This is a genomic window from Aquabacter sp. DMC10 (assembly GCF_056314145.1).
In genome coordinates this window covers 928,702-953,218 of record NZ_JBQUYX010000001.1, presented here as the reverse complement: position 1 = coordinate 953,218, position 24,517 = coordinate 928,702, and the positions used below count along the sequence as shown (strand labels likewise).

The following is a 24,517-nucleotide window of genomic DNA, read 5'->3' as shown; positions in this document are numbered from 1 at the left end:
CTGAGGGGAGGGGAGACAGCCCCGCCCGGGCCTTGGCGACCCGGGCGGGGAAAAAGGGGGGCGGTGGCCCTGCGGCAGGTGCGGCTCACTGGGAGGGGCTGATCTTGCCCTCGTCGATCACGCCCTTCCACATGGTCTGCTCCTTGGCCTGGAAGGCCTCGAACTCGGCCGGCGTGCTGTTGACCACCTCAAAGCCGATATCGTTGAACTTGCGGATCACCTCGGGGTCGGTGAGGGCCGCCTTGAAGGCGGCGACGAGCTTGGCCTTCACATCCGCCGGCAGGCCCTTGGGCCCGGCGGCCGCCTGCCAGGAATAGACCTCGAGCGCTGGCACGCCGGCCTGCGCCATGGTGGGGGTGTCGGGGAAGAGCGAGGTGCGGTCGGCGGCGGTGACGGCGAGGATCTTCAGCTTGCCGGCCTTCACCTGATTGGCGACCGAGCCCAGATTCTGGAACGACACGTCCGCATGGCCGCCGATGAGATCGGTGATGGCCGGGCCGCCGCCCTTATAGGGCACGTGCAGGCCTTCGGTCTTGGTCTTCTGCCAGAACAGCGCGGCGGTGAGATGATCGGAGGAGCCGATGCCGGAGGAGGCAAACGTCACCTTGCCGGGATTGGTCTTCATATAAGCGATCAGCTCGGCCACCGTATTGGCGGGGAAATTGGGGTTCGCCACCAGCACGTTGGGGGTGCGCACCGCCACCGTCAGGAGGTCGAACTCCTTCTGCGGGCTGTAGCCGAGATTGGGCATCAGCGCCGGATTGATGGCGAAGACGCCGATGGAGCCCACCAGCAGCGTGTAGCCGTCGGCCGGCGACTTCGCCACATGGATGGCTCCGGTGGCGCCATTGGCGCCGGCGCGATTGTCGATCACCACCGGCTGGCCGAGGGTCTCGCTCATCTTGGGCTGCATGAAGCGGGCCGTGCTGTCGGAAGCCCCGCCGGCCGGGAAGGGCACGACCACGGTGACGGGGCGGTCGGGATAGCCGGCGGCAAGGGCCGGCGCGGTCAGGCACGGCGCGGCGAGCGCAACGCCGAGAAGCGTCGCGCAAAAGAGCTTGAACGGTGGCATTGGGGGACTCCCCTGGCGTTTCCCTGCGCGCCCTTTTTGCAGGGCGCATGGATGCCCGTCTGAGGCGGGTCTGGCGAAACTGAAACACTAATGCATTAGCGCGTCAAGGCGCATCTGTGCTAACAGGAAGGCCATGAACCGCCCCTTGGACCCGCAGACCCTGCCCCCCGACTTGCCGCGCCCCGCACGGGACCGCTCGCGGCAGGCGGCGCCGCAGGTGTTCGACTATCTGCGGGAAAAGATCGTCACGCTGGTGTTGCCGCCCGGCACGGTGCTGCCGCGCGCCGCGCTCCAGGATTTGTTCGGCGTGTCCTCCACCCCCGTGCGCGATGCCCTGATGCGGTTGGAGGAAGAAGGGCTGGTGGATGTCTTCCCCCAGCATGCCACGCGGGTGAGCCCCATCGACCTCTCCCAGGCGCGCCGTGCCCAATTCCTGCGCCGTTCCATCGAGCAGGAGGCGGTGCGCCTTTTGTGCGCCCAGGAGGAGCGGGACGAGGCAGTGGCCGCCTTGCGCGCGGTGCTCTTCCGCCAGTCCGCTTTCCTGGAGGCCGGGGACCTGGACGCCTTCGACGGCGAGGACAGGGCCTTCCATGCCACCTTGTGCGAGACGGCGGACGCGGCCGAGCTCTGGGCCCTGGTGCGCCGCTGGAGCGGGCATATCGACCGGCTGCGGCGGCTCAACCTGCCCATCGCCGGCAAGGCGCCGCAGATCGTCCGCGACCACACCGCCATCGTCGACGCCGTCGCCCAAGGCGATGCCCCCGCCGCCCAGGCCGCCGTCCGCGACCACCTCTCCCGCTCGCTCGCCTCCGCCGAGGGCATGCGGCGGACCCATCCGGACTATTTCAGGGATTGAGGGGAAAGGCCGAAGGAGAGCGCGCAGTTTGCAGGCGCCTCAGTTCTTGACAGTCCAGGGAGAACGACGCCTGCTATAAGGTGTTTGGAGGATGCATGTTCGAGTTCGTGGGCATAGGCTTGTACACTCCGACGGAGGCAGAGCGCCTGACTGGGGTCTCTGCGGCCAAGATTGCGCGTTGGCTGCGCGGCCACACGGCGAACGGCAAGGTCTACGAGCCGCTTTGGCTGCCCCAGGTGAAAACCACGGCTGATGAGAAGCTCTGCTTGGGCTTCCACGATCTGATGGAAGTTCGCGTCGCATCCGCTTTCATCGCCTTTGGTATCTCTCCCCAGCGCGTCAGGTCGGCCATTCAAGTGGCCCGCGAAATCTATGGTCTCGACCATCCCTTATCGTCGGATCGCTTCCGCACAGATGGGAAGGACATTTTCATTCGCGTGATCGAGGGCGAAGGAACAGACCCGCAGTCCGAGAAGCTGCTCGATACCTTGCGCCGACAATATGCATTCGCGGAAGTGCTGCATCCTTCGCTTAAGGGCGTCGAGTTCGACAGCGGGGGCAAGCCGGCCCTTTGGTGGCCGAAGGGACGTAAGGGTCAGATCGTCATCGACCCCGACCGGTCCTTCGGCCAGCCCATAGAGGCCGTCTCCGGGGTTCCGACAACCACTCTCGCCAACGCAGCACGTGTCGAGGGCCTGGACCGCGCGGCGCGGCTCTTTGAGGTGCCGCGCGCCTCGGTCAAGCGTGCCCTGGAGTTCGAGGCCGACCTCGAACTGAGGGCCGCTGCTTGAACGTGATGTTCGACAATTGCACAGCTCCCGTGCTGGCTTCGACGCTTGATGGTTTTATTTCGATCGACGGTCACCGCGCTTTTCACATCAAGGATGTTCCAGGCTTGGAACGGGGGAGGAATGCCTCCGACGTCGAGTGGATCGGTCATCTCCACCGTTCGCCGCATGTCTGGATTTTCATCACCGGCGACACGCGGGTTCTCAGAAATCCCGCCGAGCGATTGGCCCTTCGCTCTGCCGGACTTCACGGCTTTGTCCTGGCCCCGTCCTATCAGAAGACGCCGCTTCACCAGGTCGCCGCCACTCTGGTCTGGAAGTGGCCGGAGATCGAGCAGGTGACAAAGCTGATTGCGCCGCCGAGCATGCATGAAATTCCCATCGGAAAAACGACGCGCTTGAGACAATTGCCGCTCTAGGTCTATTCCAACCCAGGCTTACATAAACCCGTTCAAGGCGGACGCACCGCCGGGAGGAACCGCCATGCTCACCACCGTCGCCGCCTTCGATCGCATCGGCGAGGAGAATGCCTTTGCCGTCCTTGCCCGGGCGACCGTGCTGGCGGGGCAGGGGAAGGACATCATCAATCTGGGTATCGGCCAGCCGGATTTCCGCACGCCTGCGCATATCGTCGAGGCGGCGGTCAAGGCGCTTCAGGATGGCCAGCACGGCTATACGCCCTCGGTGGGCATCCTGCCTTTGCGCGAGGCGGTGGCCCGCGATCTGAACCGCCGCTATGGCGTGGAGGTGGACCCCGGGCTCGTCATGATCGTGCCCGGCGGCAAGGTCACCATGTATGCGGCCATCCGCCTGTTCGGTGAGCCCGGCGCGGAGATCCTCTATCCCGATCCCGGCTTCCCCATCTATCGCTCCATGATCGAGCATACGGGCGCCACCCCGGTGGCGGTGCCGATCCGCGAGGAGAACGGCTTTGCCTTCTCGGCGGAGGAGACCTTGGCGCTCATCACGCCGGCGACGCGGCTCCTCATCATCAACTCGCCCGCCAACCCCACCGGGGGCGTCACCCCCAAGGCCGAGATCGACAAGCTGGTGAAGGGCCTGGCCGCCCATCCCCATGTGGCGCTCATGTCGGATGAGATTTACGACCATTTCGTCTTCGACGGCGAGCAGCACCAGACCCTTCTGGCCTATCCCGAGATTCGCGACCGGCTGATCCTGCTCAATGGCTGGTCCAAGACCTATGCCATGACCGGCTGGCGGCTCGGCTATTCCATCTGGCCGCAGGCGCTCTATGACCAGGTGCGCAAGCTCTCGGTGAATGCTTGGTCGTGCGTGAACGCGGCCACCCAATATGCCGGCATCGCGGCCCTTGAGGGGCCGCAGCAGCCGGTGGCGGACATGGTGGCGGAGTTCAATGCCCGCCGCCGCATTGTGGTGGATGGCCTGAACGCCTTGCCGGGCGTCTCCTGCGCCACGCCCAAGGGCGCCTTCTATGCCTTCCCCAACGTGTCCGGCACCGGCTGGCGCTCGGCCAAGGCGCTGGCCTCCGCGCTCCTGGAGGAGGCGGGCGTGGCGGTGATCGGCGGGCCGGACTTCGGCATCCATGGCGAGGGCTATATCCGCCTGTCCTATGCCAATTCGGCGGACAATATCCGCATCGCCCTCGACCGCATGGGCGCCTTCCTCGCCCGCCGCGACGCGGCCTGACGGGCGGATGAGCGCTGCCCGAACGTCACAGGGCGGGCGGCGGACCGGGCGCGCGTGGGGTTCTGGCTTGGCCTTGGGCTTGAGCCTTGGCCTGTCCTTGGGGGTAGCCTTGGGCGTTGCGCTGACCTTGTGGGCGCAGCCGCGCTGGGCCACCGCGGTGCACGGCTGGATGGCGGATCTGGGCGGGGCCACGCTTTCGCCGGAGGGCGGTCCCTCCCGCGCCGGGCCGACGCCGGCACAGGTTCTCACCCACCAGCTCGCCCCCGCGCCGCAGCGCGCGGGGAGCCTGGGTGAGGGAAAGGATGCGCCGGACGTGGGGGCCGCCTGGCCGCTGGGCGCGCGCTGCCCGCGCGGCCAGTTGTCCCCGCGCGAGTTCAACCGCTGCCTTTATGATGCGGTCCATCTCAGCGAGACCGTGCTGGAGGCGACGCTCGACACGGCCATCGCGGTGATCGAGGCGCGCGCCGACCTCATGGGCACCCAACGGGCCCGCTGGAAGGGGCAATTGCAGGAGACCCATTCGCGCTTCCTCCTGTTCCGCAACATGGATTGCCAGGCGGTCGCCCCCTTCGAGGGCGGCCGGGCCATCGGCAATTTCGAGCATCGTTCGCTCTGCCTGATCGTCACCAATGAGCGCCGCGCGGCGGATCTGCGCCTGCGCTATGGCGAGGTGCCGGCCACCCCGCCCACGCCGGTGGCGGCGGCGCCCGCCGCCAATGTGGGCCTGCGCCCCGCCACCTGGCTGAAGGGCACCGCGCCGCCGGTGGATTGAGGCTATCAGCCATTTGAAACGGTTCAGTTTCGCCCGCCAAGGGCTTGCGCCGCCCGTCCGCTTGGCCAAAGGTGCGCCTCCAGATCCGGCCGCTTCGTGTCGGCCTCACGCACCATAAGGGCGGGCTCCGGCGCGCACTGGGGAGAGAGAATGGTTCAGGTTGTTTCCGTGGGCGAGGTGATGGTGGAGCTGGCGCGGGGCGCCGATGGCCGCTTCGGCCTCGCCTTTGGCGGCGATACGTTCAACACCGCCGTCTATCTCTCCCGCGCCGGCATCGAGACCTCCTATGCCACCGCGCTCGGGGACGATGCCTTCTCCAGCCAGATCCTGGACCTTGCCGCCGCCGAGGGGCTGGCGGGGCGCACCGTCCTCATCGCCAAGGGGCGCGTGCCCGGCCTCTATCTCATCACCACCGACGACAAGGGCGAGCGCACCTTCCATTACTGGCGCGACAGCGCCCCCGCCCGCAGCCTGTTCGAGCTGGACGGCTGGCAGGAGATCGCCCAGCAACTGGTGGCGGCCAAGGCGGTCTATTTCTCCGGCATCACCTTGTCGCTTTATACCAATACCGGCCTCGGGCGCTTCCTGGCCACGCTGGAAATGGCCGGCGAGCGCGGCGCCTGGCGGGTATTCGACGGCAATTTCCGCCCGCGCGGCTGGGGCGGGGATCTCGGGCGGGCCCGCACGGTGTTCGCGGAGGCGCTGAAGCGGGCCTCGGTGGCGCTCCCCACCTTCGAGGATGAGGTGGCCCTGTGGGGCGATGCCTCGCCGCGCGCCACCATCGAGCGCATCACCACCTATGGCGTGTCCGAGGTGGTGGTGAAGAACGGTCCGGGCGGCGCCCTCGTCTATGCGGACGGCCAGACCATCGAGGTGCCGGTGGAGCGGGAGGTGATGCCCGTGGACACCACGGGTGCCGGCGACAGCTTCAATGCCGGCTATCTCGCCGCCCGCCTGAAGGGCCAGAGCCCGCTGGACGCGGCGCTCGCCGGCCATCGCCTGGCCGCCGAGGTCATCATGCATCGCGGCGCCATCATTCCCCGCGCCATCCAGGCAGGGGTCAGCGCCCACTGAGGGAAAGACCCGGGCGCGGGGCCCGGGTCGTCCCTTCAGGCGAACTTGGCCGTGCGCTTCAGCGCCGAGGCCGCCTTCGCGAGGTCGCGGACCCGAGCGAAGTCGCCGGCGCGGATGGCATCGGCCGGCACCACCCAGGAGCCGCCCACCGCCACCACATTGGGCAGGGCCAGATAGCTTTCCACATTGGCCGGGCCGATCCCGCCCGTGGGGCAGAAGCGCAGGCCCGGCAGCGGGCCGGCGATGGATTTCAGGAACGGCACGCCGCCGGCCGCCTCGGCGGGGAAGAATTTCAGCACCTGGAAGCCCAGCGCCGAGAGCGCCATGGCCTCGCTGACGCTGGCGCAGCCGGGCAGGACCGGGACCGGGGCCTGGGCGAGATGCCGGGCGAAGTCCGGCGTGGTGCCGGGGCTCACCAGATAGGCGGCGCCCGCTTCCAGCGCGGCTTCCACATGGGCGTTCTCGGTCACGGTGCCGGCGCCGAGAATGGCGCCGTCCACCTCGGCGGCGATGTGGCGGATGGCTTCCAGCGCCACCGGGGTGCGCAAGGTCACCTCGATGAGGGGCAGGCCGCCCTCCACCAGGGCCTTGGCGAGCGGCACCGCATCCTCCACACGCTCGATGACGACCACCGGAATGACCGGCGCGCGGGCCACCAGCGGGAATGGATCGGGCAGGCTCATGGGGCTTCTCCCTTGCAGCACGTCCCGGCCGAAAGGACCCGTCCCATACGGCCTGAAGACGTCTCACGTCACAATAACAGAGGCGGGCGTCCGGGCTAAATCGATTGAATCGCACCCGACCCGACTCCCGCGCGCGGCGCGGCGCGGCGGGGGTGTTGAAGCGCACCCGTGCGCCCGTGTCGAGGCTTTCGTTCAAAAAGTCCCGGGCGGCCGAACCGGTTGCACGCCTGTCCCTTGGTCATGCAGGAACAGCGCTGGACAGTGAAAATGATACTCTGTATCAATGCCTGCATGTCGTCTGTCGCCCACCGTCCCGCCGAGCCATCCCACCCCGCCCCCAAGGCCGGGCGGGGCGCGCATAAGGGCGCCCATTCAGGCTCCCATGGGCACCCCCATGGAGCCGGGCCCCGGCGCGGACCTCAGGTGCCGGCGGTCTCGGCGCTGCGGGCCTCGCTCGGCGCGCGGCTGGCCGTGGTGGCCGTGCTGTGCGGGATCATGTGGACGGCCATTGTGTGGGTGGTGTCATGAGCGCTCCGGTGCTGCATTTCCGTGACCTCACGCTCGGCTATGAGCGCCATCCCGCCGTCCATCATCTGGATGGCGCGGTGGAAGAGGGGGCGCTGCTGGCCGTGTGCGGCCCCAATGGGGCCGGCAAGTCCACCCTCATGAAGGCCATTGCCGGCGTTTTGCGGCCGCTCAGCGGCTCCATCGAGCGGGCGGGCATCGGCCCGCGCGAAATCGCCTATCTGCCCCAGGGGGCGGAGGTAGATCGCTCCTTCCCCATCAATGTCTACGACCTCGTCTCCATGGGCCTGTGGCGCAAGCGCGGCCTGTTCGGCGGCATCGGCCGGGCCGATCGGGCGCGCATCCGCGAGGCGCTGGCCGCCGTGGGCCTGGAAGGCTTCGAGGCCCGCCCCATCGGCACGCTGTCCGGCGGGCAGATGCAGCGCACCTTGTTCGCGCGCCTGCTGCTGCAGGACGCCCGCCTGATCCTCCTGGACGAGCCCTTCACCGCGCTCGATGCCAAGACCGTCTCCGACCTCGTGGACCTGGTGCGGCGCTGGCATGGGGAGAAGCGCACGGTCTTGGCCGTGCTGCATGATTTCGAGCTGGTGCGGGCGCATTTCCCGCAGACGCTCCTGCTCGCCCGCGGCCCGGTGGCCTGGGGCGAGACCCGTGATGTCCTGGCGCCTGAAAACCTCCTGAAGGCCCGCCGCATGGGCGAAGCCTGGGACGAGGACGCCACCCCCTGCGTGGCGGCCTGACCGGCCGCCTCCCCGCCGGACCTCGACCCGGCCGCCTGGATCTGTGATGAACCCTTACGACACGCTCATCGCTCCGTTTGCGGAATTCGAGTTCATGCGCCGCGCTTTGGTGGGCGTGTTCGCGCTGGCGCTCGGCGCGGGACCCGTGGGCGCGTTCCTGATGCTGCGCCGCATGAGCCTGACCGGCGATGCCATGGCCCATGCCATCCTGCCCGGCGCGGCGGTGGGCTTCCTGTTCTCGGGCCTCGACCTTTTCGCCATGACGCTGGGCGGGCTGACCGCCGGCGTGGTGGTGGCGGTGGGGGCGGGGGTGATCGCGCGGGCGACCGAAATCAAGGAGGACGCTTCGCTGGCGGCCTTCTACCTGATCTCCCTGGCGCTGGGCGTCATGATCGTCTCGCTGAAGGGCTCGAACGTGGATCTCCTGCACGTGCTGTTCGGCACGGTGCTAGGGCTCGACGACCCCACTCTGATCCTGGTGGCGGGCATTGCGACGCTCACCTTGGTGGCGCTGGCCTTCATCTGGCGGCCGCTGGTGCTGGAATGCGTGGACCCCGCCTTTCTCTCCTCCGTGAGCCGGGCGGGCGGGCCAAGCCACATCATCTTCCTGGCGCTGGTGGTCATGAACCTGGTGGGCGGCTTCCATGCGCTGGGCACGCTGCTCTCGGTGGGGCTGATGATGCTGCCCGCCGCCACGGCGCGCTTCTGGGTGCGCGATCTCACCCCGCTGGTGGTGGTGGCGACCCTCGTCGCCTTTGTCAGCGGCGTGCTGGGGCTGCTGGTGTCCTACCATCTGGGCACCCCGTCCGGCCCCTCCATCATTCTCGTTGCCGGGTTCGCCTATGCGGTCTCGGTCGTGCTCGGCCCCGCCGGCGGCCTGCTGCCCCGGCGCTGGCCGCGGCGTCACCTCGAAGCCTGAACCATGGAGGCCTGAGCCTCACACGCTCGCGTCTGTGACCACCCGCCGGACGCCCCTCGGGGCGCCCGAACGCCCCTTCCTGTCCTGACCGATCACGGAGATCGTCCGATGACCTTGACCCGTCGTGCCGTTTTGGCCGCCGCGCTGGCGCTCGCCAGCGCTCCGGCCCTTGCCCAGACCAGCCCCGCCCCGGCCGCCGCCGATGCCAAGCTGCCGGTGGTGGCCTCCTTCTCCATCCTCGGGGATTTCGTGAAGAATGTGGGCGGCGACCGGGTGGCGGTGACCACCATCGTCGGCCCCAACAGCGACACCCACGTCTATCAGCCCACCCCCGCCGACGCGAAGAAAGTGGCGGGCGCCAAGCTGATCTTCGTCAACGGCCTCGGGTTCGAGGGCTGGATGGACCGCCTCATCAAGGCGTCCGGCTCCAAGGCGAGCGTCATCGTCGCCACCAAGGGCATCACCCCGCGCGTGCGCACCGCCACCGAGCCGCAGGATGATGACGAGAAGGGCAAGGGGAAGAAAGGCGCCCATGACCACGGCCCCATCGATCCCCATGCCTGGCAGTCCATCGCCAATGCCAAGATCTATGTGGCCAACATCCGCGACGCGCTGATCGCCGCCGATCCCGCCGGCAAGGCCACCTATGAGGCCAATGCCGCCGCCTATACCCAGAAGCTCGACGCCCTGGAGGCCGACGCCAAGGCCGCCATCTCCGCCATTCCCGCCGACCACCGGGTCATCATCACCAGCCATGATGCCTTCGGCTATTTCGGCGATGCCTATGGCCTGAAGCTGCTGGCCCCCGAAGGTGTGTCCACCGAGACCGAAGCCTCCGCCAAGGATGTCGGCCGCATCATCCGCCAGATCAAGGCGCAGAAGGTGCCGGCGGTGTTCCTGGAGAATGTCACCAATCCCAAGCTGGTGGACCGCATCGCCAAGGAAAGCGGCGCAAAGGTCGGCGGCGAGCTTTATTCCGACGCCCTGTCCGATGACAAAGGCCCTGCGCCCACCTACATCGACATGGTGCGCTATAACCTGCGCGAACTTTCGGGGGCCCTGTCCTCCTGAGAGTGAGCCGGGGGGCGCCATCTCAGATTTCCGGCCGGTGCGGTCCCCCCGCGCCGGCCATCGACCGTCTCGCGGGTGGAACGCCCGCCCTGGAGTACCCCCATGGCCGCTTCCGAGAAGATTCCCGTCACCGTGCTCACCGGCTACCTGGGCGCCGGCAAGACCACGCTCCTCAACCGCATCCTGTCCGAGCCGCACGGCAAGAAGTTCGCCGTGATCGTGAACGAGTTCGGCGAGATCGGCATCGACAATGACCTGGTGGTCGGCGCCGACGAGGAAGTGTTCGAGATGAACAACGGCTGCATCTGCTGCACCGTGCGCGGCGACCTCATCCGCATCATCGACGGCCTGCTGCGCCGCAAGGGCGGCTTCGACGGCATCATCGTCGAGACCACCGGCCTGGCCGACCCGGCCCCCGTCGCCCAGACCTTCTTCGTGGACGAGGAGATGGGCGCGCGCACCAAGCTCGACGCGGTGGTGACGGTGGCAGACGCCAAATGGCTCACCGACCGTCTGAAGGACGCACCCGAGGCCAAGAACCAGATCGCCTTCGCCGACGTGATCCTGCTCAACAAGACCGATCTCGTGAGCCCTTCGGAACTGGCCGAGGTGGAAGGCCGCATCCGGGCCATCAATCCCTATGCCAAGCTGCACCGGACGCAGAAGTCGCAGATCGACGTGGGCGAGGTGCTCAATCGCGGCGCCTTCGACCTCGACCGCATCCTGAGCATCGAGCCGGCCTTCCTGGAAGAGGACGATCATCACCACCATGACCACGAGCATGGCCCGGACTGCGCCTGCGGCCATGACCATCATGACCACGGGCACCACCACGATCACGGCCATTCCCATGGCGGCCTGAAGCATTTCCACGACGAGGACATGCAGTCCGTGTCGTTCGCCAGCGAGAAGCCGCTGGACCCGGAGAAGTTCTTCCCCTGGGTGCAGAATCTGGTCGCCACCGAGGGGCCGAACATCCTGCGCTCCAAGGGCATCCTGGCCTTCAAGGACGACCCGGACCGCTTCGTGTTCCAGGGCGTGCACATGATCCTGGACGGCGACCACCAGCGCCCCTGGAAGCCCGGCGAGGCGCTGACCTCGCGCATCGTCTTCATCGGCCGCAAGCTGGATGCGAAGGCGCTGGAAGAGGGCTTCCTGTCCTGCGTCGCCTGACCGCGACACGCTGAAATGAAAAGGCCGGGCGTCCCACAGGGCGCCCGGCCTTTTTCTTGTGCGGTCCCGGCCCCCGGCGGGGCGGGGATCAGATGAAATAGAGGAAGGTCAGGAGCGCGAAGCAGGGCAGCAGGAAGATGCAGGACCAAGCCATATAGCCGAAGAAGCTCGGCATCTTCACGCCCCGGTGCTTGGCGATGGACAGGACCATGAAGTTCGGCGCATTGCCGATATAGGTCATGGCGCCCATGAACACGGCGCCAGCCGAAATGGCCTCCAGCGTCACCGCCAGCGGTCCCATCAGCGTGTGCGGGTCACCCCCCGCCAGGTTGAAGAAGACGAGATAGGTGGGCGCATTGTCCAGGAACGAGGACAGCGCGCCGGTCAGCCAGAAATACCAGACATTGACCGGCTCACCGCCGGGCCCCGTCACCAGATGCACCAGCGGCGCAAACGCGCCGGCCGTGCCCGCCTTCAGGATGGCGATCACCGGGATGATGGTGAGGAAGATGGCGGCAAAGAGCTTGGCCACTTCCCGGATGGGCTCCCAGTCAAAGCCGTTGCGCTCGCGCACCAGCTTGGGGGTGATGGCGATGGACAGGAAGGCGATGGCGATCAGCAGCAGGTCGCGGGCGATCCATTGCAGCTCCACATGGGTGCCGTAGATGTCGAAGCTGATGCCGGGCTTCCACAGCGCGCTGAGCAGGATGGCGCCGATGATGCCGATCAGCAGCGGCACGTTCTGGAGCCCCCGCACGGTCACGCGCTCCGTGTCGGGCGTGGGATCGCGCACCGTCTCGTCCTCGCGCGCGTAGAAATAACGGTCGAGGACATAGAAGACCGCCAGCAGGATGCCCGCCACCACCACCGTGTCATGAAACAGGTGGGTGGTGGTCCAGAAGAAGCTGACCCCCTTCAGGAAGCCCAGGAACAAAGGCGGGTCGCCCAGCGGCGTCAGCGAGCCGCCGATGTTGGACACCAGGAAGATGAAGAAGACCACGGTGTGGACATTGTGGCGGCGGTTGTCATTGGCGCGCAACAGCGGCCGGATCAGCACCATGGAGGCACCGGTGGTGCCGATCAGCGAGGCGATCACCGTGCCGAAGGCGAGGATGGCGGTGTTGGTGGCCGGGCTGCCATGGATGTTGCCCACCACCAATATGCCGCCCGACACGGTGAACAGGGCAAACAGCAGGATGATGAAGGGGATGTATTCCAGCAGCGCGGCATGCACCACTTCATGCCCGGTCAGGCTCGGCCCCTCCAGGAGCGCGAACGGCACCAGGAAGGCGAGGCCCCAGAACAGCGCTACCTTACCGTAATGATGGTGCCAGAAATGCCCGGCGAGCAGCGGAAACAGGGCGATGGACAGGAGCATGCCCGCAAAGGGGATGGCCCAGAGCGGCGAGAGCGCGGACCCGTCCAGCCCCGGCGCTCCCGGCGCGGCGGCCTGCGCGGCCAGCGGCAGAAGCAGCGCCGCAGCCATCGCCGCGGAGCCGAAACCCATGCGTGTCCAACGCGATGCCAGCACCCGACCCCTCCCGTTCCTCAACCCGCCTTCATGCGCCGGACGATGCCCCATCCCGCGCCCCCTGCATAGGAGTTTCGGTCGCCGGGCGCCGGCGAGGGCGCGCGTCGCGCTGAAGGTTGACCCCGACGCCGCTTTCATGTCCTAGTCCGCGCGCCTTTGGATCCGCAGAAGACATGAGCACAGACCGTTACAACGCGCGCGAAGCCGAACCCCGCTGGCAGAAGATCTGGAAGGAGCGCGGCATTTTCCGCACGCGCAACGACGATCCGCGCCCGAAATTCTTCGTCATGGAGATGTTCCCCTATCCGTCGGGGCGCATCCATATCGGCCATGGGCGCAATTATGTGATGGGCGACGTGCTGGCGCGCTACAAGCGCATGCGCGGCTACAATGTCCTCCATCCCATGGGCTGGGACGCCTTCGGCCTGCCGGCCGAGAATGCCGCCATCGAGCGCGGCATCCATCCCAAGTCCTGGACCTACGAGAACATCGCCTCCATGAAGGAGCAGCTGGAGCTGCTCGGCCTGTCGCTGGACTGGAACCGCGAGGTCGCCACCTGCGACCCCTCCTATTATGTGGAGCAGCAGCGCATCTTCCTGGATTTCCTGGAGCACGGCCTCGCCTATCGCAAGGAGAGCGAGGTCAATTGGGACCCGGTGGACAATACCGTGCTCGCCAACGAGCAGGTCATTGACGGGCGCGGCTGGCGCTCGGGCGCCGTGGTGGAGCGGCGCAAGCTCGCCCAGTGGTTCCTGAAGATCACCGACTTCTCGCAGGACCTGCTGGACGCCCTCGACACGCTGGACCGCTGGCCCGACCGCGTGCGCCTCATGCAGCGCAACTGGATCGGCCGCTCGGAGGGCCTGGAAGTCCTGTTCGAGCTGGACAAGGCCTCCGCCCGCGACCGCGCCCCCGGCGTCGGCGCGGTGAAGGTCTATACCACCCGTCCCGATACCTTGTTCGGCGCCTCCTTCCTGGCGCTCTCGGCGGACCATCCGCTGGCCCAGATGCTCGGCGCCAAGGACAAGGCGCTCGCCGGCTTCATCGCCGAGTGCAAGACCGGCGGCACCTCCGCCGAGGCCATCGAGACGCAGGAGAAAAAGGGCTTCGACACCGGCCTGAAGGTGGTGCATCCCCTGGATGCCAGCCGCACCGTGCCGGTCTATGTGGCCAATTTCGTGCTGATGGACTACGGCACCGGCGCCATTTTCGGCTGCCCGGCCCACGACCAGCGCGACTTCGACTTCGCCCGCAAATATGGCCTGCCCATCACCCCGGTGGTTCTCCCGCCGGGCGCGGATGCCGCAACCTTCGCGCTCGGCGACGAGCCCTATGACGGCGACGGCACGCTGTTCAATTCCCAGTTCCTGGACGGCATGGATGTGGCCGCCGCTAAGGAAGCGGTGGCCCGCCAGCTGGAGCGTTTCCGGGTGGAAGGCGAGCCGCAGGGCACGCGGCGGGTGAATTTCCGCCTGCGCGACTGGGGCATTTCCCGCCAGCGCTATTGGGGCTGCCCCATCCCGGTCATCCATTGCGAGGCCTGCGGCGTCGTCCCCGTGCCGCGCGAGCAGCTTCCCGTGGAACTGCCGGATGACGTGACCTTCGACCGTCCCGGCAACCCGCTCGACCGGGCCAAGGCCTGGCGCGACGTGCCGTGCCCCAAATGCGGCGCCCCCGCCCGGCGCGAGACGGACACCATGGACACCTTCGTGGATTCGTCCTGGTATTATCTGCGCTACGCCTCGGACACTGTGGAGCGCCCGCTGGACAAGGCGGCGGTCGCCCATTGGCTGCCGGTGGACCAGTATATTGGCGGCATCGAGCATGCCATTTTGCACCTGCTCTATTCCCGCTTCTTCACGCGGGCGCTGAAGGCGTGCGGCCGGGTGGATGTGAGCGAGCCCTTCGCGGGCCTGTTCACCCAGGGCATGATCGTCCACGAGACCTATAAGGACCAGGCCGGCCGCTGGCTGTTCCCCGAGGAGGTGAAGCTCCTCGGCAATGGCAAGGCCGTGAAGATGGACACCGGCGAGGACGTGGTGGTCGGCCCGCCCGAGAAGATGTCCAAGTCCAAGAGGAATGTGGTGCCCCCCGAAGTGGTGGCGGACACCTATGGCGTGGACTGCGCCCGCTGGTTCATGCTCTCCGACACCCCGCCGGAGCGCGACAGCGAATGGACCCAGTCCGGCATCGAAGGGGCCTGGCGCTTCGTGCAGCGCATCTGGCGCCTGGTGCACGAGGCCAAGGAACTGGGCTCTGAAGGCCCCGCGCCCGAAAGCTTCGGGCCGGAGGCGCTGGCCCTGCGCCGCGCGTCGCACGCTCTCGCCGCCACCGTCGCTGACGATGTGGAGCGCCTGCGCTTCAACGTGGCCGTGGCCCATGTGCACGAATTCGCCAATGCCTTCGGGCAGGGCGTGTCCGCCGCCCGTGCGGGCACCGAGGGCGGCCTTGCCTATGCCCTGCGCGAGGCAGCCGAGATTGTGGTGCGGGTGGTCGCGCCCATGACGCCGCACTTGGCCGAGGAATGCTGGGCCTCGCTCGGCAAGGACGGCCTTGCCGCCGAGGCGCCCTGGCCCGAGCATGATCCGGCCTTGCTGGTGCGCAACACCATCGTGCTGCCGATCCAGATCAATGGCCGCAAGCGTGACGACATCGAAGTCTCACGCGACGCCTCCCCGGCCGAGATCGAGGCCGCCGTGCTTGCCATGGAAACTGTGCAGCGCGCCCTCGACGGACGCCCGCCGAAGCGTATCATCGTGGTGCCACAGAGGATCGTGAATGTTGTCGCTTGACCGCGCCGCGCTGCTCGCCCGCCTCGCCTTCGTCGGTGCCGCTTCCGCGGCGCTGGCCGGCTGCTTCCAGCCCATGTACGCCACCGGGACCACGGTGGCGGGGCCGAACCTTCAGAACAAGCTGAAGGACATCGAGATCGTGAAGATCGAGGGGCGGCTCGGCAACGACCTGCGCAACGACCTGATCTTCAATCTCACCGGCGGCAGCGGCAACCCCACCAACGCGCCGTACAAGATGCTGATTACGGTGAAGTCGTCCTCGACCTATGCCATCGTCGACACCTCGTCCGGCCTGCCGGAAGCCAAGACGGTGCGCGTGCAGGGCGACTGGAAGCTGCTGAAGTCGGGCGAGGAGGACAAGCCGCCGGTGGCCAGCGGCTCGGCCGCGGCCTCTTCCTCCATCGATGTCAGCGTGGAGCGCTTCGCCAATTACAGTGCCACCCGCGATGCCGAGACCCGTGCGGCCTTGACCCTGTCCGAGATGATCAAGGCGCAGCTCGCCGCCTATTTCGTCAAGAATCCCGGGTCCTGATCCCCATGGTGGCGGTGCGAGCCGGGGACGCGGAAACCGCGCTTTCCCGGCGCGATCCCAAGCGCCCGGTCGTCCTGCTGTTCGGCCCCGACACCGGCCTCGTGCGCGAGCGCGCCGAGGGTCTGGTGCGGCGCGCCGTGCCGGACATGGCCGACCCCTTCGCGGTGGTCCGCCTGGACGGCGACGAACTGGCCTCTGACCCCCGCCGCCTCATCGACGAAACCCGCACCATCGGCCTGTTCGGCGGCCAGCGCGTGATCTGGGTGAAGGCCGGCAGCCGCAACATCGTCCCGGCCTTGGAGCCGGCCCTCTCGCCCCCCTGCGATGCCCTGGTGGTGGTGGAGGCGGGGGACCTGAAGCGCGGCGCGCCCCTGCGCAGCCTGTGTGAGAACTCCCAAGCCGCCCTCGCCATCGCCTGCTACGCGGACGGCGAGCGGGATCTCGCCCGCCTGGTGGACACCATGCTGGGCGAGGCCGGTCTCACCATCGACCGGGACGCCAAGGAATTGCTCGTCTCTCTCATCGGCGGCGACCGTCTCGCCTCCCGCGGGGAGATCGCCAAGCTCGCCCTTTATGCGAAAGGGCAGGGGCGGGTGACGGCCGAGGATGTGCGCCAGGCCGTGGGCGATGCCTCGGCGCTGGCCCTCGACGACGTGGTGGATGCGGCGCTGGCGGGGGATGCCCCCTCCGCGGCGGCGGCGCTGGCGAAGGCCTGGGGCGCAGCCAATCGCCCGGACGCCATTCTCGGCGCTCTGCTGCGCGGCCTCACCAGTTTGCACCAGATGGCCCTGGCGGTGCAGGGCGGCACCAGCATCGACCGGGTGCTGGATCAGCAGAAGCCGGCGGTGCATTTCTCGCGCAAGCCCTATCTGGAGCGCGCCCTGCGGGGCCTGTCCGCCGACCAGTGCCTCCGGGCGCTGCTGATGGCGGACGATGCCATCCTCGCTGCCCGGCGCAATGCGCAGATGGGCGAGGTGATCGCCGAGCGCTGCGTCCTCCAGATCGCCCTGCGCCGGCGGGACCTGGGCTGATCCTGCGCCGGCTCGGCTCAAGGCCACTTTTTGCCATGGGGAAGCTGCGCCCGTGGCCTCTAATAGCTTGGCCGTGCGGCTCGGGGGAACGGTGGTTGCACCGACGATCCGGGCCGGCTTGTCCCCTGATTGCCAGGAGCGCCGCATGAACTGGATTTTGCCGGAGCGCATCGACAACCATTTTCCCGGCCATCGCGCCGTGGTGGCGGTGTTTGCGGCCATCACACTGGTGACCCTCGGCCGCAGCTTCTTCCACATCCTGGCGCCCGATGGCGGTGCGCAGTCGGTGGCGCACATCCCGCTGGATACCTTCTCGCCCGTCCAGGCCGGACAGGCTGTGATCTTCGTGTTCGCCCTGTGGGGCCTGTCTCAGCTGATGATGGGCCTTGTCTATGTGGTCGCCCTGGCGCGCTACCGCGCGCTCATCCCGCTGCTGCTGGTGCTGATGTTCCTGGAATATTTCGGCCGCTTCACCCTCGGCCATGTGCGCCCGCTGGACGTGACCCATGCCCCGCCCGGCAAGATCCTGGACCACATCATGATCCCGTTGTCGGTGGTGCTGCTATATTTCAGCCGCCCGGCTTTCGCCCGCTCCTGACACCCCTCTGGCGGAGGGCGGTCAGCCCTTCGCCTTGGCCAGTTCGCCGAAATGCCCGCGCATCTGGAGATAGGCCAGGAGCGCCAGGCCGGGGATGCCCGTGAGCACCGTGATGGCGAAGAAGAGCGGCCAGCCCGTGGCTTCCGCGATGAAGCCGCCCCCCGAGGCGAGGAAGGTGCGGCCCACGGCGGTCAGGGCGGTGAGCAGGGCATATTGGGTGGCCGTGTGCGCCCGCGCGCCGCACAGCGCCGACAGATAGGCCACGAAGATCACCGTGCCGATGGCGCCGGTGAAATTCTCCACCACGATGGCGGCGGTGAGGAAGGGCACGTTGGGACCGATCAGCGCCTGGACGGTGAAGACCAGGTTGGAGAGCGTCTGGAGAATGCCGCCGATCCACAGGCAGGCCACCAGCGGCCGTGTGCGCGCCAACGCGCCGCCGGCAAAGCCGCCCGCCAGGGCCGCGATCAGCCCCACCCCCTTCACGATGCCCGCATAGGTGGCCTTGTCGAAGCCGATGGAAATGACGAAGGGGGCCGTCAGCACGCCGGCAAAGGCGTCACAGAATTTGTAGAGCAGCACGAAGGCCAGCACGGCGATGGCCTGGGGGCGGCTCAGGAATTCCGTAAAGGCACTGACCGCCGTCGCCACCACCCGCTGAAGCGCCCCCGCCTTCCGCCCGCTCTCCACGCCGTCATGGCGCACAGGGCCCTCCGGCTCGCGGGCCAGGAAGGTGGCGAACAGCCCAAGGCCCATGCAGGCGGCCGCCGCCACATAGCCCCACATCCACACCTCACCGCGCGGGACGCCCTTTAATTCCAGCGCGGCCACCAGGGCGATGACCCCGGCGCCCGACACCAGCATGCCGATTCGATATGCGGCCACATAGCCGGCCATGCCGGCGGCCTGCTCGGAGGTGTCGAGCCGTTCCACGCGGAAGGCGTCCACCACGATGTCCTGGGTGGCCGAGACAAAGGCCACCACCACCGCGCCAGCCGCCACCATGAGCGGCGCCGCCACCGGGTCTTGGAAGCCGAGGAAGAGAATCGCCGCCGCCAGCAGCAATTGGGTGGCCAGCAGCCAGCCCCGCCGCCGGCCGAGCCAGCGCGAGAGCAGGGGCACATCAAGGGCATCCACCACCGGCGCCCAGAGGAATTTCAGCGTGTAGGGAAGCCCCACCAGGGAGAACAGCCCGATCGTGGAAAGATTGACCCCCGATTCGGTCATCCAGACCGACAGCGTGGTGCCCGTGAGCGCCAGCGGCAGGCCGGAGGAAAAGCCCAGCAGAATCACCACCAGCACGCTCGGGCGGAGATAGACCGCCACCGCCTCCAGCCAGGGGGGACGCGCGGTGGGAGAGACGGTGGGCTCGCTCATGGGCTGTTGCGGCTCCGGGAGGGCGCGGACGGTCGAAGGTGCGCCCCCGGCGCGCGGTCGGCGCGCGCCGAAACGGAAAGGGGCCGCGTCAGCATGGCGCCATTTGGTTCAGAATGCGTAGCCGCGGGGCGGCGGCCGGGCGTCACGCCTGGCCCTGGCTCCACAGCCCCGATTCCACCTTGGAGACGGCGATCACCGCCTGGGTGCGGCTTTCCACCCCGAGCTTCTGGAGGATGGCGGACACATGGGCCTTCACGGTCGCCTCGGACACCGACAGCTCATAGGCGATCTGCTTGTTGAGGCGGCCTTCCGACAGCATCATTAGCACCCGCACCTGCTGGGGCGTGAGGGTGGACAGGCGGGCGATGATGGCATCCGTCTCGGCGTCGGAGCGGCCGGCCAGGTCCACGTCCGGCGGTGACCAGGCGCCGCCCGCCATGACGGCGGCGATGGCGTCCCGCATGCCGGCGGTGCCCAGCGTCTTGGGGATGAAGCCGGAGGCGCCCAGATCCAGGCAGCGGCGGATCACCGCTGGCTCCTCATTGCCGGAGACCACCACCACGGGCACGCCGGCATATTGGGCGCGCAGATAGATCAGGCCCGAGAAGCCCCGCGCCCCGGGCATGGTCAAATCCAGGAGGACGAGGTCAAAGTTGGAATCCTTCTCCAGCGCCGCATGCAGGTCGTCGAACGTGCCCATCTCGACGATTTCGGCGGTGGGGTAGAGGGCGGTCACGGCCTCGCGCAATGCGCCGCGAAACAAGGGATGGTCATCGGCAATGACAAGCCGGATGGCGTTTTCGGCCGTTTCTCCCAACGAGACCTCCCCCGGCCGCGCATCGGCGGTCCACTTCAATTCTGAACCGTTCTATTTTGATTCGCCCGTCCGCCGCACGCAAGCCGATCAAGGCGCCGCGCACTCGCCCAGGAAGGACAGCACCACCTCGCGGGCATGGGGCCGGTCGCGATGCTCCAGGAGATAGACCGCCTGCCAGGTGCCCAGCAGCGGCGCCCCCTGCGCGACCGGCACGCTCACGCCGCTGTCGGTGAGCAGGGTGCGGATATGGGCGGGCATGTCGTCCGGCCCCTCCAGGTCGTGAACCCAGCGGTTCGAGCGGGGCGCGAGGGTGCGCAGCGCGGTCAGGAGGTCGGTGCGCACGTCCGGGTCGGCATTTTCCTGGATGGTGAGCGATGCCGAGGTGTGGCGGCAGAACAGGTGCGCCAGGCCGGTCTGAGCGCCGATCTCGGTGAGGAAGGCCCGCAACTCGCGGGTGAGGTCGGTAAATCCCTCGCCGCGGGTCTGGACGGTGAGCACCGCCTGTGCGGCGGTCGGCGCGGCGATCCGTCGCGCGGGCGTGCGGGAGAGGTCAGCCATTCCACGTCCTTCCGGCGGCATGGTCTTGACGGCGCCGCATCCCGTCTCAATCTGGCCCGCACCGGGTGTGCGGGGCGTGGGAGAGTAAGCGAAGATGATCGAGATTAGGGAAGAAGCGTTCGCGCGCGGGGCGGTGGATGTGGGCACGCGCATGGTCAACGAGGCCATCATCAAGGCGCTCGGCGCCATTCCCAATCGCGGCGAATTGCCCCCGGCCGTGATCCGCAAGGCCCGCTTGGAGGGCAAGGGCCCGTTCCCGCTGCCGCCGGAAAGCCCCCACGCCAGCACGCTGGACATTGAGGCCCCGACGGGGCCGGTGCGGCTGCGCATCTATATGCCGGCCGCCGCGCCCGCCGGCGTCTATCTGCATATTCACGGCGGCGGCTGGACGCTGGGCTCCCCGCGCGAGAATGACGGCTCCAACGATCGCATCGTCACGCGCACCGGCTGGGCGGTGGTCTCGGTGCAGTATCGCCTGGCGCCCGAGCATCCCTATCCCGCCGCCCCGGATGATTGCGAGGCCGCCGCCTTATGGCTGGCGCGGGAGGCGCAGGCGCGCTTTGGCACCACGCGCCTCGCCATCGGGGGCGAATCGGCCGGCGGCCATTTGTCCGCCGTCACCCTGGTGCGCCTGCGCGACCGGCACGGCCTGATGCCGTTTGCCGGTGCGATCCTCACCGCCGGCTGCTTCGACCTGCGCCTCACCCCCAGTGCCCGCCAGTTCGGCGACACGCCCTTGGTGCTCAACACGGCCGATATCCATCGCTTCGTGCGTTATTATCTGTCGGCGGGGGGAAGCGCCGAGGAGGCGGATGTTTCGCCGCTGCTGGCCGATCTTGTGGGCCTGCCGCCGGCGCTGTTCCTGGTGGGCACCCGGGACGCGCTGCTGGACGACACCCTCTTCATGGCCGGCCGCTGGCTGGCGGCGGGCAATGCCGCCGAGCTGATGGTGGCGCCGGGCGGATGCCACGTCTTCACCCACTTCCCCGGCAGCCTCACCGACCAGGCCATGGCGCGCTTCGACGCCTTCCTGGCCGGGCTTTAGGCCCCGCCTCAGGTGGGATTGGCGGGCTCGCCGGCGCGCAGATTGTCCAGCATCTGCTTCAGCCGGCGCATGACGCGCTCGGCATAATCCATGGCGGCGTCGATCTGCGATTCGTCGGGGGGAGGAGGCTTTGCCCCCGCCGTGGGCGCCTTGCCGCCCTGGAGCGCGTCCACCTGCTGCTGGAGCCGGCCGATCTCCGCCTCATAGGCGTCCCGCGTGTCCGGCACCGCCTCGCACACATAATTGCCGCCGGAGCGACCGCAAAAGGAGACGCGGCCGGTGACCGTGTCGAGCTTCAGCGCGCCGCCATCCACCGGCACGAAATTATAACGGGCCGGTGGGCCGGGCGGCGGCGGGGGTGGCGGCCCTCCGGCCGGCGGCGGGGGCGGGGCGACGGCGGGCTGGGCCAAGGCGGGCGCAGCCAGGGCGGGCGCGGCCATCAGGACCAGCACCATGCAGGCGGCACGCGCGGGAGCCGGAATGCGGGGCATCGGACATCTCCGTGGGGCTTCAAGAGCCAGGCTTGGATGGAAGCATGGCCGGCGATCGGGGCCGAAGCGCGGCAGGGCGCGTGCTGGTGCGGGCCTCAGTCCGGGGGCACGAAGCGGAAGGGGGAGCGGCCGGAGGCAAGCGCATCGTCCAGGAGGTCGATCCGGTCCTGGCCCCAGAAGACCTCACCGTCCAGCACATAGGAGGGGGCGCCGAACACGTCGCTGGCCAGGGCGAGCGTTTTGTTTTCGGCATAAGCAGCGGTGATGTCCGCACTTAGCGCGCGCTCCACCAGCTCCGCGCCCGGCAGCCCCACCTGCGACACGATGCCGGCCAGCGCGCCGGCATCCGCCAGATTCTCCTGCTTCTGCCACACGGCGGAAAACAGGCGCGGCAGCAAGCGGTCCACGGACAGGTCGCCATCAAGGGCGGCAATGACGGTGCGGTCGGCGAGCGTCGCGTCGAACGGCCAGAAGCGGGGATGGAGATGGAAGTCGACGCCGCGTTTCACGCGCCAGCGCTGCAGTTCGACGAGGCGGTAGCGCTGGCGTTCCGGGGCGCGCTTCGCCAGCGGCAGGCCGCCGGTCTCGGCGAAGACGGGGCCCAGTTCCACGGGACGCAGGCGCACCTCCGCCCCGTGGCGCTGTGCCACCTCCATCAAGGGCGCGTGGCCCAGAAAGGACCAGGGGCTGGCGAGCGAGAAGAAATAGTCGATGGTGCGGTTCATGTGCGCCTCCCGCCTCCTTCTAGCTGTGGGGCCGCGCGGAGGAAACGGCCGGCCGGGGCGAAAGGAGACTGGTCATTTTTTAATAAAATATATCGATATAATTTCGTTAGTTGACCTGAATTCAAAATTCGCGCACAGTTCGTTCATCGGGATGGTTTGTTCGAAAGAGCGGACGTCTCCGGTCCTTTGGTGGGTCCTCCCTTCAAACTGGGCGCGGAACAATCGTTCCGCGCCCTTTCTTTTGTCCGGGGGATCGGGCATGGCGTCGCTCATCCCCGTGCGACGGGTGACAGGGGCCTCGGCCTGTTGCAGTCTCGCAGGCGCTGAACGCGGTCGCCTTTTTGGGGTGGCTCATATCAGTCAGGAGTTGGCGATGGCGGCGCAGAGCCGGAAAGCCGAATTGAATGCGCTCAAGGCGGAATTGCGCGGCACGCCCGTGACGGCCCCGCCTCTGGCCGAGCCGGCGGAACAGATCGCGGCGGAAGCCGAGGCGCTCGCCCTCGCCGATCTCGCCGCCGAGGGGGCCGCCGCCCTGGCGGATCGGGCGGCGGAGGCGGTGTCCGATGCCAAGGCGCGGGTGACCGAGCAGGCCGGTGAAGCGGTTGCCGGTGCCCGCCACAGGATCGAAACCGCCGTGATCGCCCGCCCCCTGGCGGGGGTGGCGGTGGCATTCGTCATCGGGCTCGTTCTGGGCCGGGGATGGGGACGAGACAGATGAAAGTGGACAATGTGGTGCGCACCCTGCGGGTGCTTCTGCGCGCCAATACCATCATCGCCGACATCTACCTGCGCAACGCCATGGCGCGGGCGGGCATCTATGCCTTCGCCGGTCTGATCGCCGCCTTCGGCCTGCTGATGCTGGGGATCGGCCTGTTCTTCGCCCTGGAGCAGATCTGGGGGCCGGTCTGGGCCGCGGTGGCGGTGGGCGGCGGCAATGTGGTGTTCGCCGTCATTCTCGCCCTGATCGCCGCCCAGGTGAAGCCGGGTCGCGACCTGGAACTGGCCAATGAAATCAACCAGTCGGCCATGGATGCCCTGACGGTGGAGTTGAAGACCGTCGAGCAGGACGTGCGGGGCCTCACCAATATCGTGCGCAATCCGCTGGATTCGGCCCTCTCCGGCATGCTGGTGCCGGTGCTCGGCATGGTGCTGAAGGCCCTGCGGCGGAACAAATAGGGCCCTCGCCCCCGCTCAGGCTTTGCGCACCCAGCGGCCGTTCTCATCCTGCTGCCAGTAGGTCAGGGTGTGACCGGCCGCCTTGGCCGCCCGCCATTTGTCGCGGGCGGCGGCGACCGCATCGTCGTCCCGCCCGTCGAACATGTGCACCACCCGCACATAGGCGGACGCATCCTCGATCCCGGCCCCGTCCACCAGGAAGCGCACCTGCGCCCCGTTGGGATTGGCGGAACCAAGCGCGATCAGCACCGGCTGGCGTTCCGGCTGCGGCTGCGCATCGGTCCCGTGGGGCAGGAAGGAGGCGTCGTCATAGGTCCACAGATGCGCATCCAGCGCATCGCGCCGCTCGGCCGAACTGCATTGAACGACGCAGCGCCAGCCCCGCTCCAGGCTCTTCTCCAGGAGCAGGGGGAGGGCGTCCTCCAGCCGGCGCCGCTCCAGGTGGTAGAAGAGCACTTCCGTCACGCGTGATCCCCGTTGGGGCAGACCCTGCCCTATGGGAG

The 24,517-nt window shown here is 68.1% G+C and carries 26 protein-coding genes; 17 read left to right on the top strand and 9 right to left on the bottom strand.

All coding sequences use genetic code 11. The features are described 5' to 3' along the window. Positions 1–85 precede the first annotated feature (85 nt). Complete coding sequence (locus tag ACT54L_RS04385) at positions 86–1,072, bottom strand: Bug family tripartite tricarboxylate transporter substrate binding protein (RefSeq protein ID WP_476084307.1); 987 nt, start codon at positions 1,070–1,072, stop codon at positions 86–88. Between the two features lie 133 nt (positions 1,073–1,205). Between ACT54L_RS04385 and ACT54L_RS04380 the strand changes: the two genes are divergently transcribed. From ACT54L_RS04380 to ACT54L_RS04355, 6 genes are all read left to right on the top strand, one after another. Then, positions 1,206–1,928: a GntR family transcriptional regulator gene (locus ACT54L_RS04380; RefSeq protein WP_476084306.1), complete on the top strand. Its 723-nt coding sequence runs from the start codon at positions 1,206–1,208 to the stop codon at positions 1,926–1,928. A 95-nt stretch (positions 1,929–2,023) separates the two neighbouring features. Beyond that, a complete protein-coding gene (locus ACT54L_RS04375; protein WP_476084305.1) occupies positions 2,024–2,719 on the top strand; it encodes a hypothetical protein in 696 nt (231 codons plus the stop codon). A gap of 5 nt (positions 2,720–2,724) precedes the next feature. Beyond that, a complete protein-coding gene (locus ACT54L_RS04370) occupies positions 2,725–3,135 on the top strand; it encodes a PIN-like domain-containing protein (protein WP_476084414.1) in 411 nt (136 codons plus the stop codon). A 64-nt stretch (positions 3,136–3,199) separates the two neighbouring features. Next, the gene (locus ACT54L_RS04365; protein ID WP_476084304.1) at positions 3,200–4,384 is read left to right on the top strand and encodes a pyridoxal phosphate-dependent aminotransferase; all 1,185 of its coding nucleotides are present in this window, start codon (positions 3,200–3,202) and stop codon (positions 4,382–4,384) included. Positions 4,385–4,493: 109 nt separating this feature from the next. Next, on the top strand, positions 4,494–5,156 hold the full coding sequence (locus ACT54L_RS04360) for a lysozyme inhibitor LprI family protein (RefSeq protein ID WP_476084303.1): 663 nt from the start codon (positions 4,494–4,496) through the stop codon (positions 5,154–5,156). A 150-nt stretch (positions 5,157–5,306) separates the two neighbouring features. Next, a complete protein-coding gene (locus ACT54L_RS04355) occupies positions 5,307–6,230 on the top strand; it encodes a sugar kinase (RefSeq protein ID WP_476084302.1) in 924 nt (307 codons plus the stop codon). A gap of 35 nt (positions 6,231–6,265) precedes the next feature. On the opposite strand, the gene eda is transcribed toward ACT54L_RS04355, so the two are convergent. After that, complete coding sequence (gene eda, locus ACT54L_RS04350; RefSeq protein WP_476084301.1) at positions 6,266–6,913, bottom strand: bifunctional 4-hydroxy-2-oxoglutarate aldolase/2-dehydro-3-deoxy-phosphogluconate aldolase; 648 nt, start codon at positions 6,911–6,913, stop codon at positions 6,266–6,268. Positions 6,914–7,437: 524 nt separating this feature from the next. On the opposite strand from eda, the gene aztA reads away from it, so the two are divergent. The 4 genes from aztA to ACT54L_RS04330 all read left to right on the top strand — a co-directional run bounded on the left by aztA (position 7,438) and on the right by ACT54L_RS04330 (position 11,341). Further along, positions 7,438–8,178 (top strand): zinc ABC transporter ATP-binding protein AztA, encoded by a 741-nt coding sequence (gene aztA, locus ACT54L_RS04345; protein WP_476084300.1) that lies wholly within the window; start codon positions 7,438–7,440, stop codon positions 8,176–8,178. A 46-nt stretch (positions 8,179–8,224) separates the two neighbouring features. Then, positions 8,225–9,097 (top strand): metal ABC transporter permease, encoded by an 873-nt coding sequence (locus tag ACT54L_RS04340; protein ID WP_476084299.1) that lies wholly within the window; start codon positions 8,225–8,227, stop codon positions 9,095–9,097. Between the two features lie 108 nt (positions 9,098–9,205). After that, positions 9,206–10,168, top strand: a complete 963-nt coding sequence (locus ACT54L_RS04335; protein WP_476084298.1) for a metal ABC transporter substrate-binding protein — start codon at positions 9,206–9,208, stop codon at positions 10,166–10,168. Between the two features lie 102 nt (positions 10,169–10,270). Beyond that, a complete protein-coding gene (locus tag ACT54L_RS04330) occupies positions 10,271–11,341 on the top strand; it encodes a CobW family GTP-binding protein (RefSeq protein ID WP_476084297.1) in 1,071 nt (356 codons plus the stop codon). A gap of 88 nt (positions 11,342–11,429) precedes the next feature. On the opposite strand, the gene ACT54L_RS04325 is transcribed toward ACT54L_RS04330, so the two are convergent. Next, positions 11,430–12,848 carry a sodium:proton antiporter gene (locus ACT54L_RS04325; RefSeq protein WP_476084296.1) on the bottom strand — a complete coding sequence of 473 codons (1,419 nt, stop codon included), beginning with the start codon at positions 12,846–12,848 and terminating at the stop codon, positions 11,430–11,432. A 197-nt stretch (positions 12,849–13,045) separates the two neighbouring features. Between ACT54L_RS04325 and leuS the strand changes: the two genes are divergently transcribed. From leuS to ACT54L_RS04305, 4 genes are all read left to right on the top strand, one after another. After that, positions 13,046–15,664, top strand: coding sequence for a leucine--tRNA ligase (gene leuS, locus ACT54L_RS04320; RefSeq protein WP_476084295.1), 2,619 nt, complete (start codon positions 13,046–13,048; stop codon positions 15,662–15,664). After that, the gene (locus ACT54L_RS04315) at positions 15,651–16,196 is read left to right on the top strand and encodes a hypothetical protein (RefSeq protein ID WP_476084294.1); all 546 of its coding nucleotides are present in this window, start codon (positions 15,651–15,653) and stop codon (positions 16,194–16,196) included. Before leuS ends, ACT54L_RS04315 begins: the two co-directional genes overlap by 14 nt. A 5-nt stretch (positions 16,197–16,201) precedes the next feature. Next, positions 16,202–17,227: a DNA polymerase III subunit delta gene (holA, locus tag ACT54L_RS04310; protein ID WP_476084293.1), complete on the top strand. Its 1,026-nt coding sequence runs from the start codon at positions 16,202–16,204 to the stop codon at positions 17,225–17,227. 145 nt (positions 17,228–17,372) lie between these two features. Continuing rightward, complete coding sequence (locus ACT54L_RS04305; protein WP_476084292.1) at positions 17,373–17,825, top strand: hypothetical protein; 453 nt, start codon at positions 17,373–17,375, stop codon at positions 17,823–17,825. 21 nt (positions 17,826–17,846) lie between these two features. Here ACT54L_RS04305 and ACT54L_RS04300 read toward each other — a convergent pair whose 3' ends face one another. The 3 genes from ACT54L_RS04300 to ACT54L_RS04290 all read right to left on the bottom strand — a co-directional run bounded on the left by ACT54L_RS04300 (position 17,847) and on the right by ACT54L_RS04290 (position 20,577). Beyond that, positions 17,847–19,202: an AmpG family muropeptide MFS transporter gene (locus ACT54L_RS04300; RefSeq protein WP_476084291.1), complete on the bottom strand. Its 1,356-nt coding sequence runs from the start codon at positions 19,200–19,202 to the stop codon at positions 17,847–17,849. A 142-nt stretch (positions 19,203–19,344) separates the two neighbouring features. Then, entirely contained in the window at positions 19,345–20,019 is a 675-nt protein-coding gene (locus ACT54L_RS04295) for a response regulator transcription factor (protein ID WP_476084290.1), read from the bottom strand. 87 nt (positions 20,020–20,106) lie between these two features. After that, a complete protein-coding gene (locus ACT54L_RS04290) occupies positions 20,107–20,577 on the bottom strand; it encodes a secondary thiamine-phosphate synthase enzyme YjbQ (RefSeq protein ID WP_476084289.1) in 471 nt (156 codons plus the stop codon). 94 nt (positions 20,578–20,671) lie between these two features. On the opposite strand from ACT54L_RS04290, the gene ACT54L_RS04285 reads away from it, so the two are divergent. Continuing rightward, positions 20,672–21,622 (top strand): alpha/beta hydrolase, encoded by a 951-nt coding sequence (locus tag ACT54L_RS04285; protein ID WP_476084288.1) that lies wholly within the window; start codon positions 20,672–20,674, stop codon positions 21,620–21,622. 8 nt (positions 21,623–21,630) lie between these two features. Here ACT54L_RS04285 and ACT54L_RS04280 read toward each other — a convergent pair whose 3' ends face one another. After that, entirely contained in the window at positions 21,631–22,113 is a 483-nt protein-coding gene (locus tag ACT54L_RS04280) for a hypothetical protein (RefSeq protein WP_476084287.1), read from the bottom strand. 95 nt (positions 22,114–22,208) lie between these two features. Beyond that, positions 22,209–22,838, bottom strand: a complete 630-nt coding sequence (locus ACT54L_RS04275; protein WP_476084286.1) for a DsbA family protein — start codon at positions 22,836–22,838, stop codon at positions 22,209–22,211. 373 nt (positions 22,839–23,211) lie between these two features. Between ACT54L_RS04275 and ACT54L_RS04270 the strand changes: the two genes are divergently transcribed. Both ACT54L_RS04270 and ACT54L_RS04265 read left to right on the top strand, forming a co-directional pair. Continuing rightward, entirely contained in the window at positions 23,212–23,556 is a 345-nt protein-coding gene (locus tag ACT54L_RS04270; protein WP_476084285.1) for a hypothetical protein, read from the top strand. Further along, positions 23,553–24,014: a phage holin family protein gene (locus ACT54L_RS04265; RefSeq protein WP_476084284.1), complete on the top strand. Its 462-nt coding sequence runs from the start codon at positions 23,553–23,555 to the stop codon at positions 24,012–24,014. Before ACT54L_RS04270 ends, ACT54L_RS04265 begins: the two co-directional genes overlap by 4 nt. A 15-nt stretch (positions 24,015–24,029) precedes the next feature. Here the strand turns inward: ACT54L_RS04265 and ACT54L_RS04260 are convergent, their stop codons facing one another. Then, entirely contained in the window at positions 24,030–24,479 is a 450-nt protein-coding gene (locus ACT54L_RS04260; RefSeq protein ID WP_476084283.1) for a DNA polymerase III subunit chi, read from the bottom strand. Between the last annotated feature and the right edge of the window lie 38 nt (positions 24,480–24,517).

What these genes read in the sequence shown, in the direction of transcription:
- ACT54L_RS04335 (WP_476084298.1), top strand. Translation starts at nt 9,206, where the DNA reads ATGACCTTGACCCGTCGTGCCGTTTTGGCCGCCGCGCTGGCGCTCGCC.
- ACT54L_RS04315 (WP_476084294.1), top strand. Translation starts at nt 15,651, where the DNA reads ATGTTGTCGCTTGACCGCGCCGCGCTGCTCGCCCGCCTCGCCTTCGTC.
- eda (WP_476084301.1), bottom strand. Translation starts at nt 6,913, where the DNA reads ATGAGCCTGCCCGATCCATTCCCGCTGGTGGCCCGCGCGCCGGTCATT.
- ACT54L_RS04385 (WP_476084307.1), bottom strand. Translation starts at nt 1,072, where the DNA reads ATGCCACCGTTCAAGCTCTTTTGCGCGACGCTTCTCGGCGTTGCGCTC.
- ACT54L_RS04290 (WP_476084289.1), bottom strand. Translation starts at nt 20,577, where the DNA reads ATGGCTGACCTCTCCCGCACGCCCGCGCGACGGATCGCCGCGCCGACC.
- ACT54L_RS04325 (WP_476084296.1), bottom strand. Translation starts at nt 12,848, where the DNA reads ATGGGTTTCGGCTCCGCGGCGATGGCTGCGGCGCTGCTTCTGCCGCTG.
- aztA (WP_476084300.1), top strand. Translation starts at nt 7,438, where the DNA reads ATGAGCGCTCCGGTGCTGCATTTCCGTGACCTCACGCTCGGCTATGAG.
- ACT54L_RS04275 (WP_476084286.1), bottom strand. Translation starts at nt 22,838, where the DNA reads ATGAACCGCACCATCGACTATTTCTTCTCGCTCGCCAGCCCCTGGTCC.
- ACT54L_RS04375 (WP_476084305.1), top strand. Translation starts at nt 2,024, where the DNA reads ATGTTCGAGTTCGTGGGCATAGGCTTGTACACTCCGACGGAGGCAGAG.
- ACT54L_RS04380 (WP_476084306.1), top strand. Translation starts at nt 1,206, where the DNA reads ATGAACCGCCCCTTGGACCCGCAGACCCTGCCCCCCGACTTGCCGCGC.
- ACT54L_RS04300 (WP_476084291.1), bottom strand. Translation starts at nt 19,202, where the DNA reads ATGAGCGAGCCCACCGTCTCTCCCACCGCGCGTCCCCCCTGGCTGGAG.
- ACT54L_RS04270 (WP_476084285.1), top strand. Translation starts at nt 23,212, where the DNA reads ATGGCGGCGCAGAGCCGGAAAGCCGAATTGAATGCGCTCAAGGCGGAA.
- ACT54L_RS04265 (WP_476084284.1), top strand. Translation starts at nt 23,553, where the DNA reads ATGAAAGTGGACAATGTGGTGCGCACCCTGCGGGTGCTTCTGCGCGCC.
- ACT54L_RS04370 (WP_476084414.1), top strand. Translation starts at nt 2,725, where the DNA reads ATGTTCGACAATTGCACAGCTCCCGTGCTGGCTTCGACGCTTGATGGT.
- ACT54L_RS04330 (WP_476084297.1), top strand. Translation starts at nt 10,271, where the DNA reads ATGGCCGCTTCCGAGAAGATTCCCGTCACCGTGCTCACCGGCTACCTG.
- ACT54L_RS04280 (WP_476084287.1), bottom strand. Translation starts at nt 22,113, where the DNA reads ATGCCCCGCATTCCGGCTCCCGCGCGTGCCGCCTGCATGGTGCTGGTC.
- ACT54L_RS04340 (WP_476084299.1), top strand. Translation starts at nt 8,225, where the DNA reads ATGAACCCTTACGACACGCTCATCGCTCCGTTTGCGGAATTCGAGTTC.
- ACT54L_RS04285 (WP_476084288.1), top strand. Translation starts at nt 20,672, where the DNA reads ATGATCGAGATTAGGGAAGAAGCGTTCGCGCGCGGGGCGGTGGATGTG.
- leuS (WP_476084295.1), top strand. Translation starts at nt 13,046, where the DNA reads ATGAGCACAGACCGTTACAACGCGCGCGAAGCCGAACCCCGCTGGCAG.
- ACT54L_RS04355 (WP_476084302.1), top strand. Translation starts at nt 5,307, where the DNA reads ATGGTTCAGGTTGTTTCCGTGGGCGAGGTGATGGTGGAGCTGGCGCGG.
- ACT54L_RS04305 (WP_476084292.1), top strand. Translation starts at nt 17,373, where the DNA reads ATGAACTGGATTTTGCCGGAGCGCATCGACAACCATTTTCCCGGCCAT.
- holA (WP_476084293.1), top strand. Translation starts at nt 16,202, where the DNA reads ATGGTGGCGGTGCGAGCCGGGGACGCGGAAACCGCGCTTTCCCGGCGC.
- ACT54L_RS04365 (WP_476084304.1), top strand. Translation starts at nt 3,200, where the DNA reads ATGCTCACCACCGTCGCCGCCTTCGATCGCATCGGCGAGGAGAATGCC.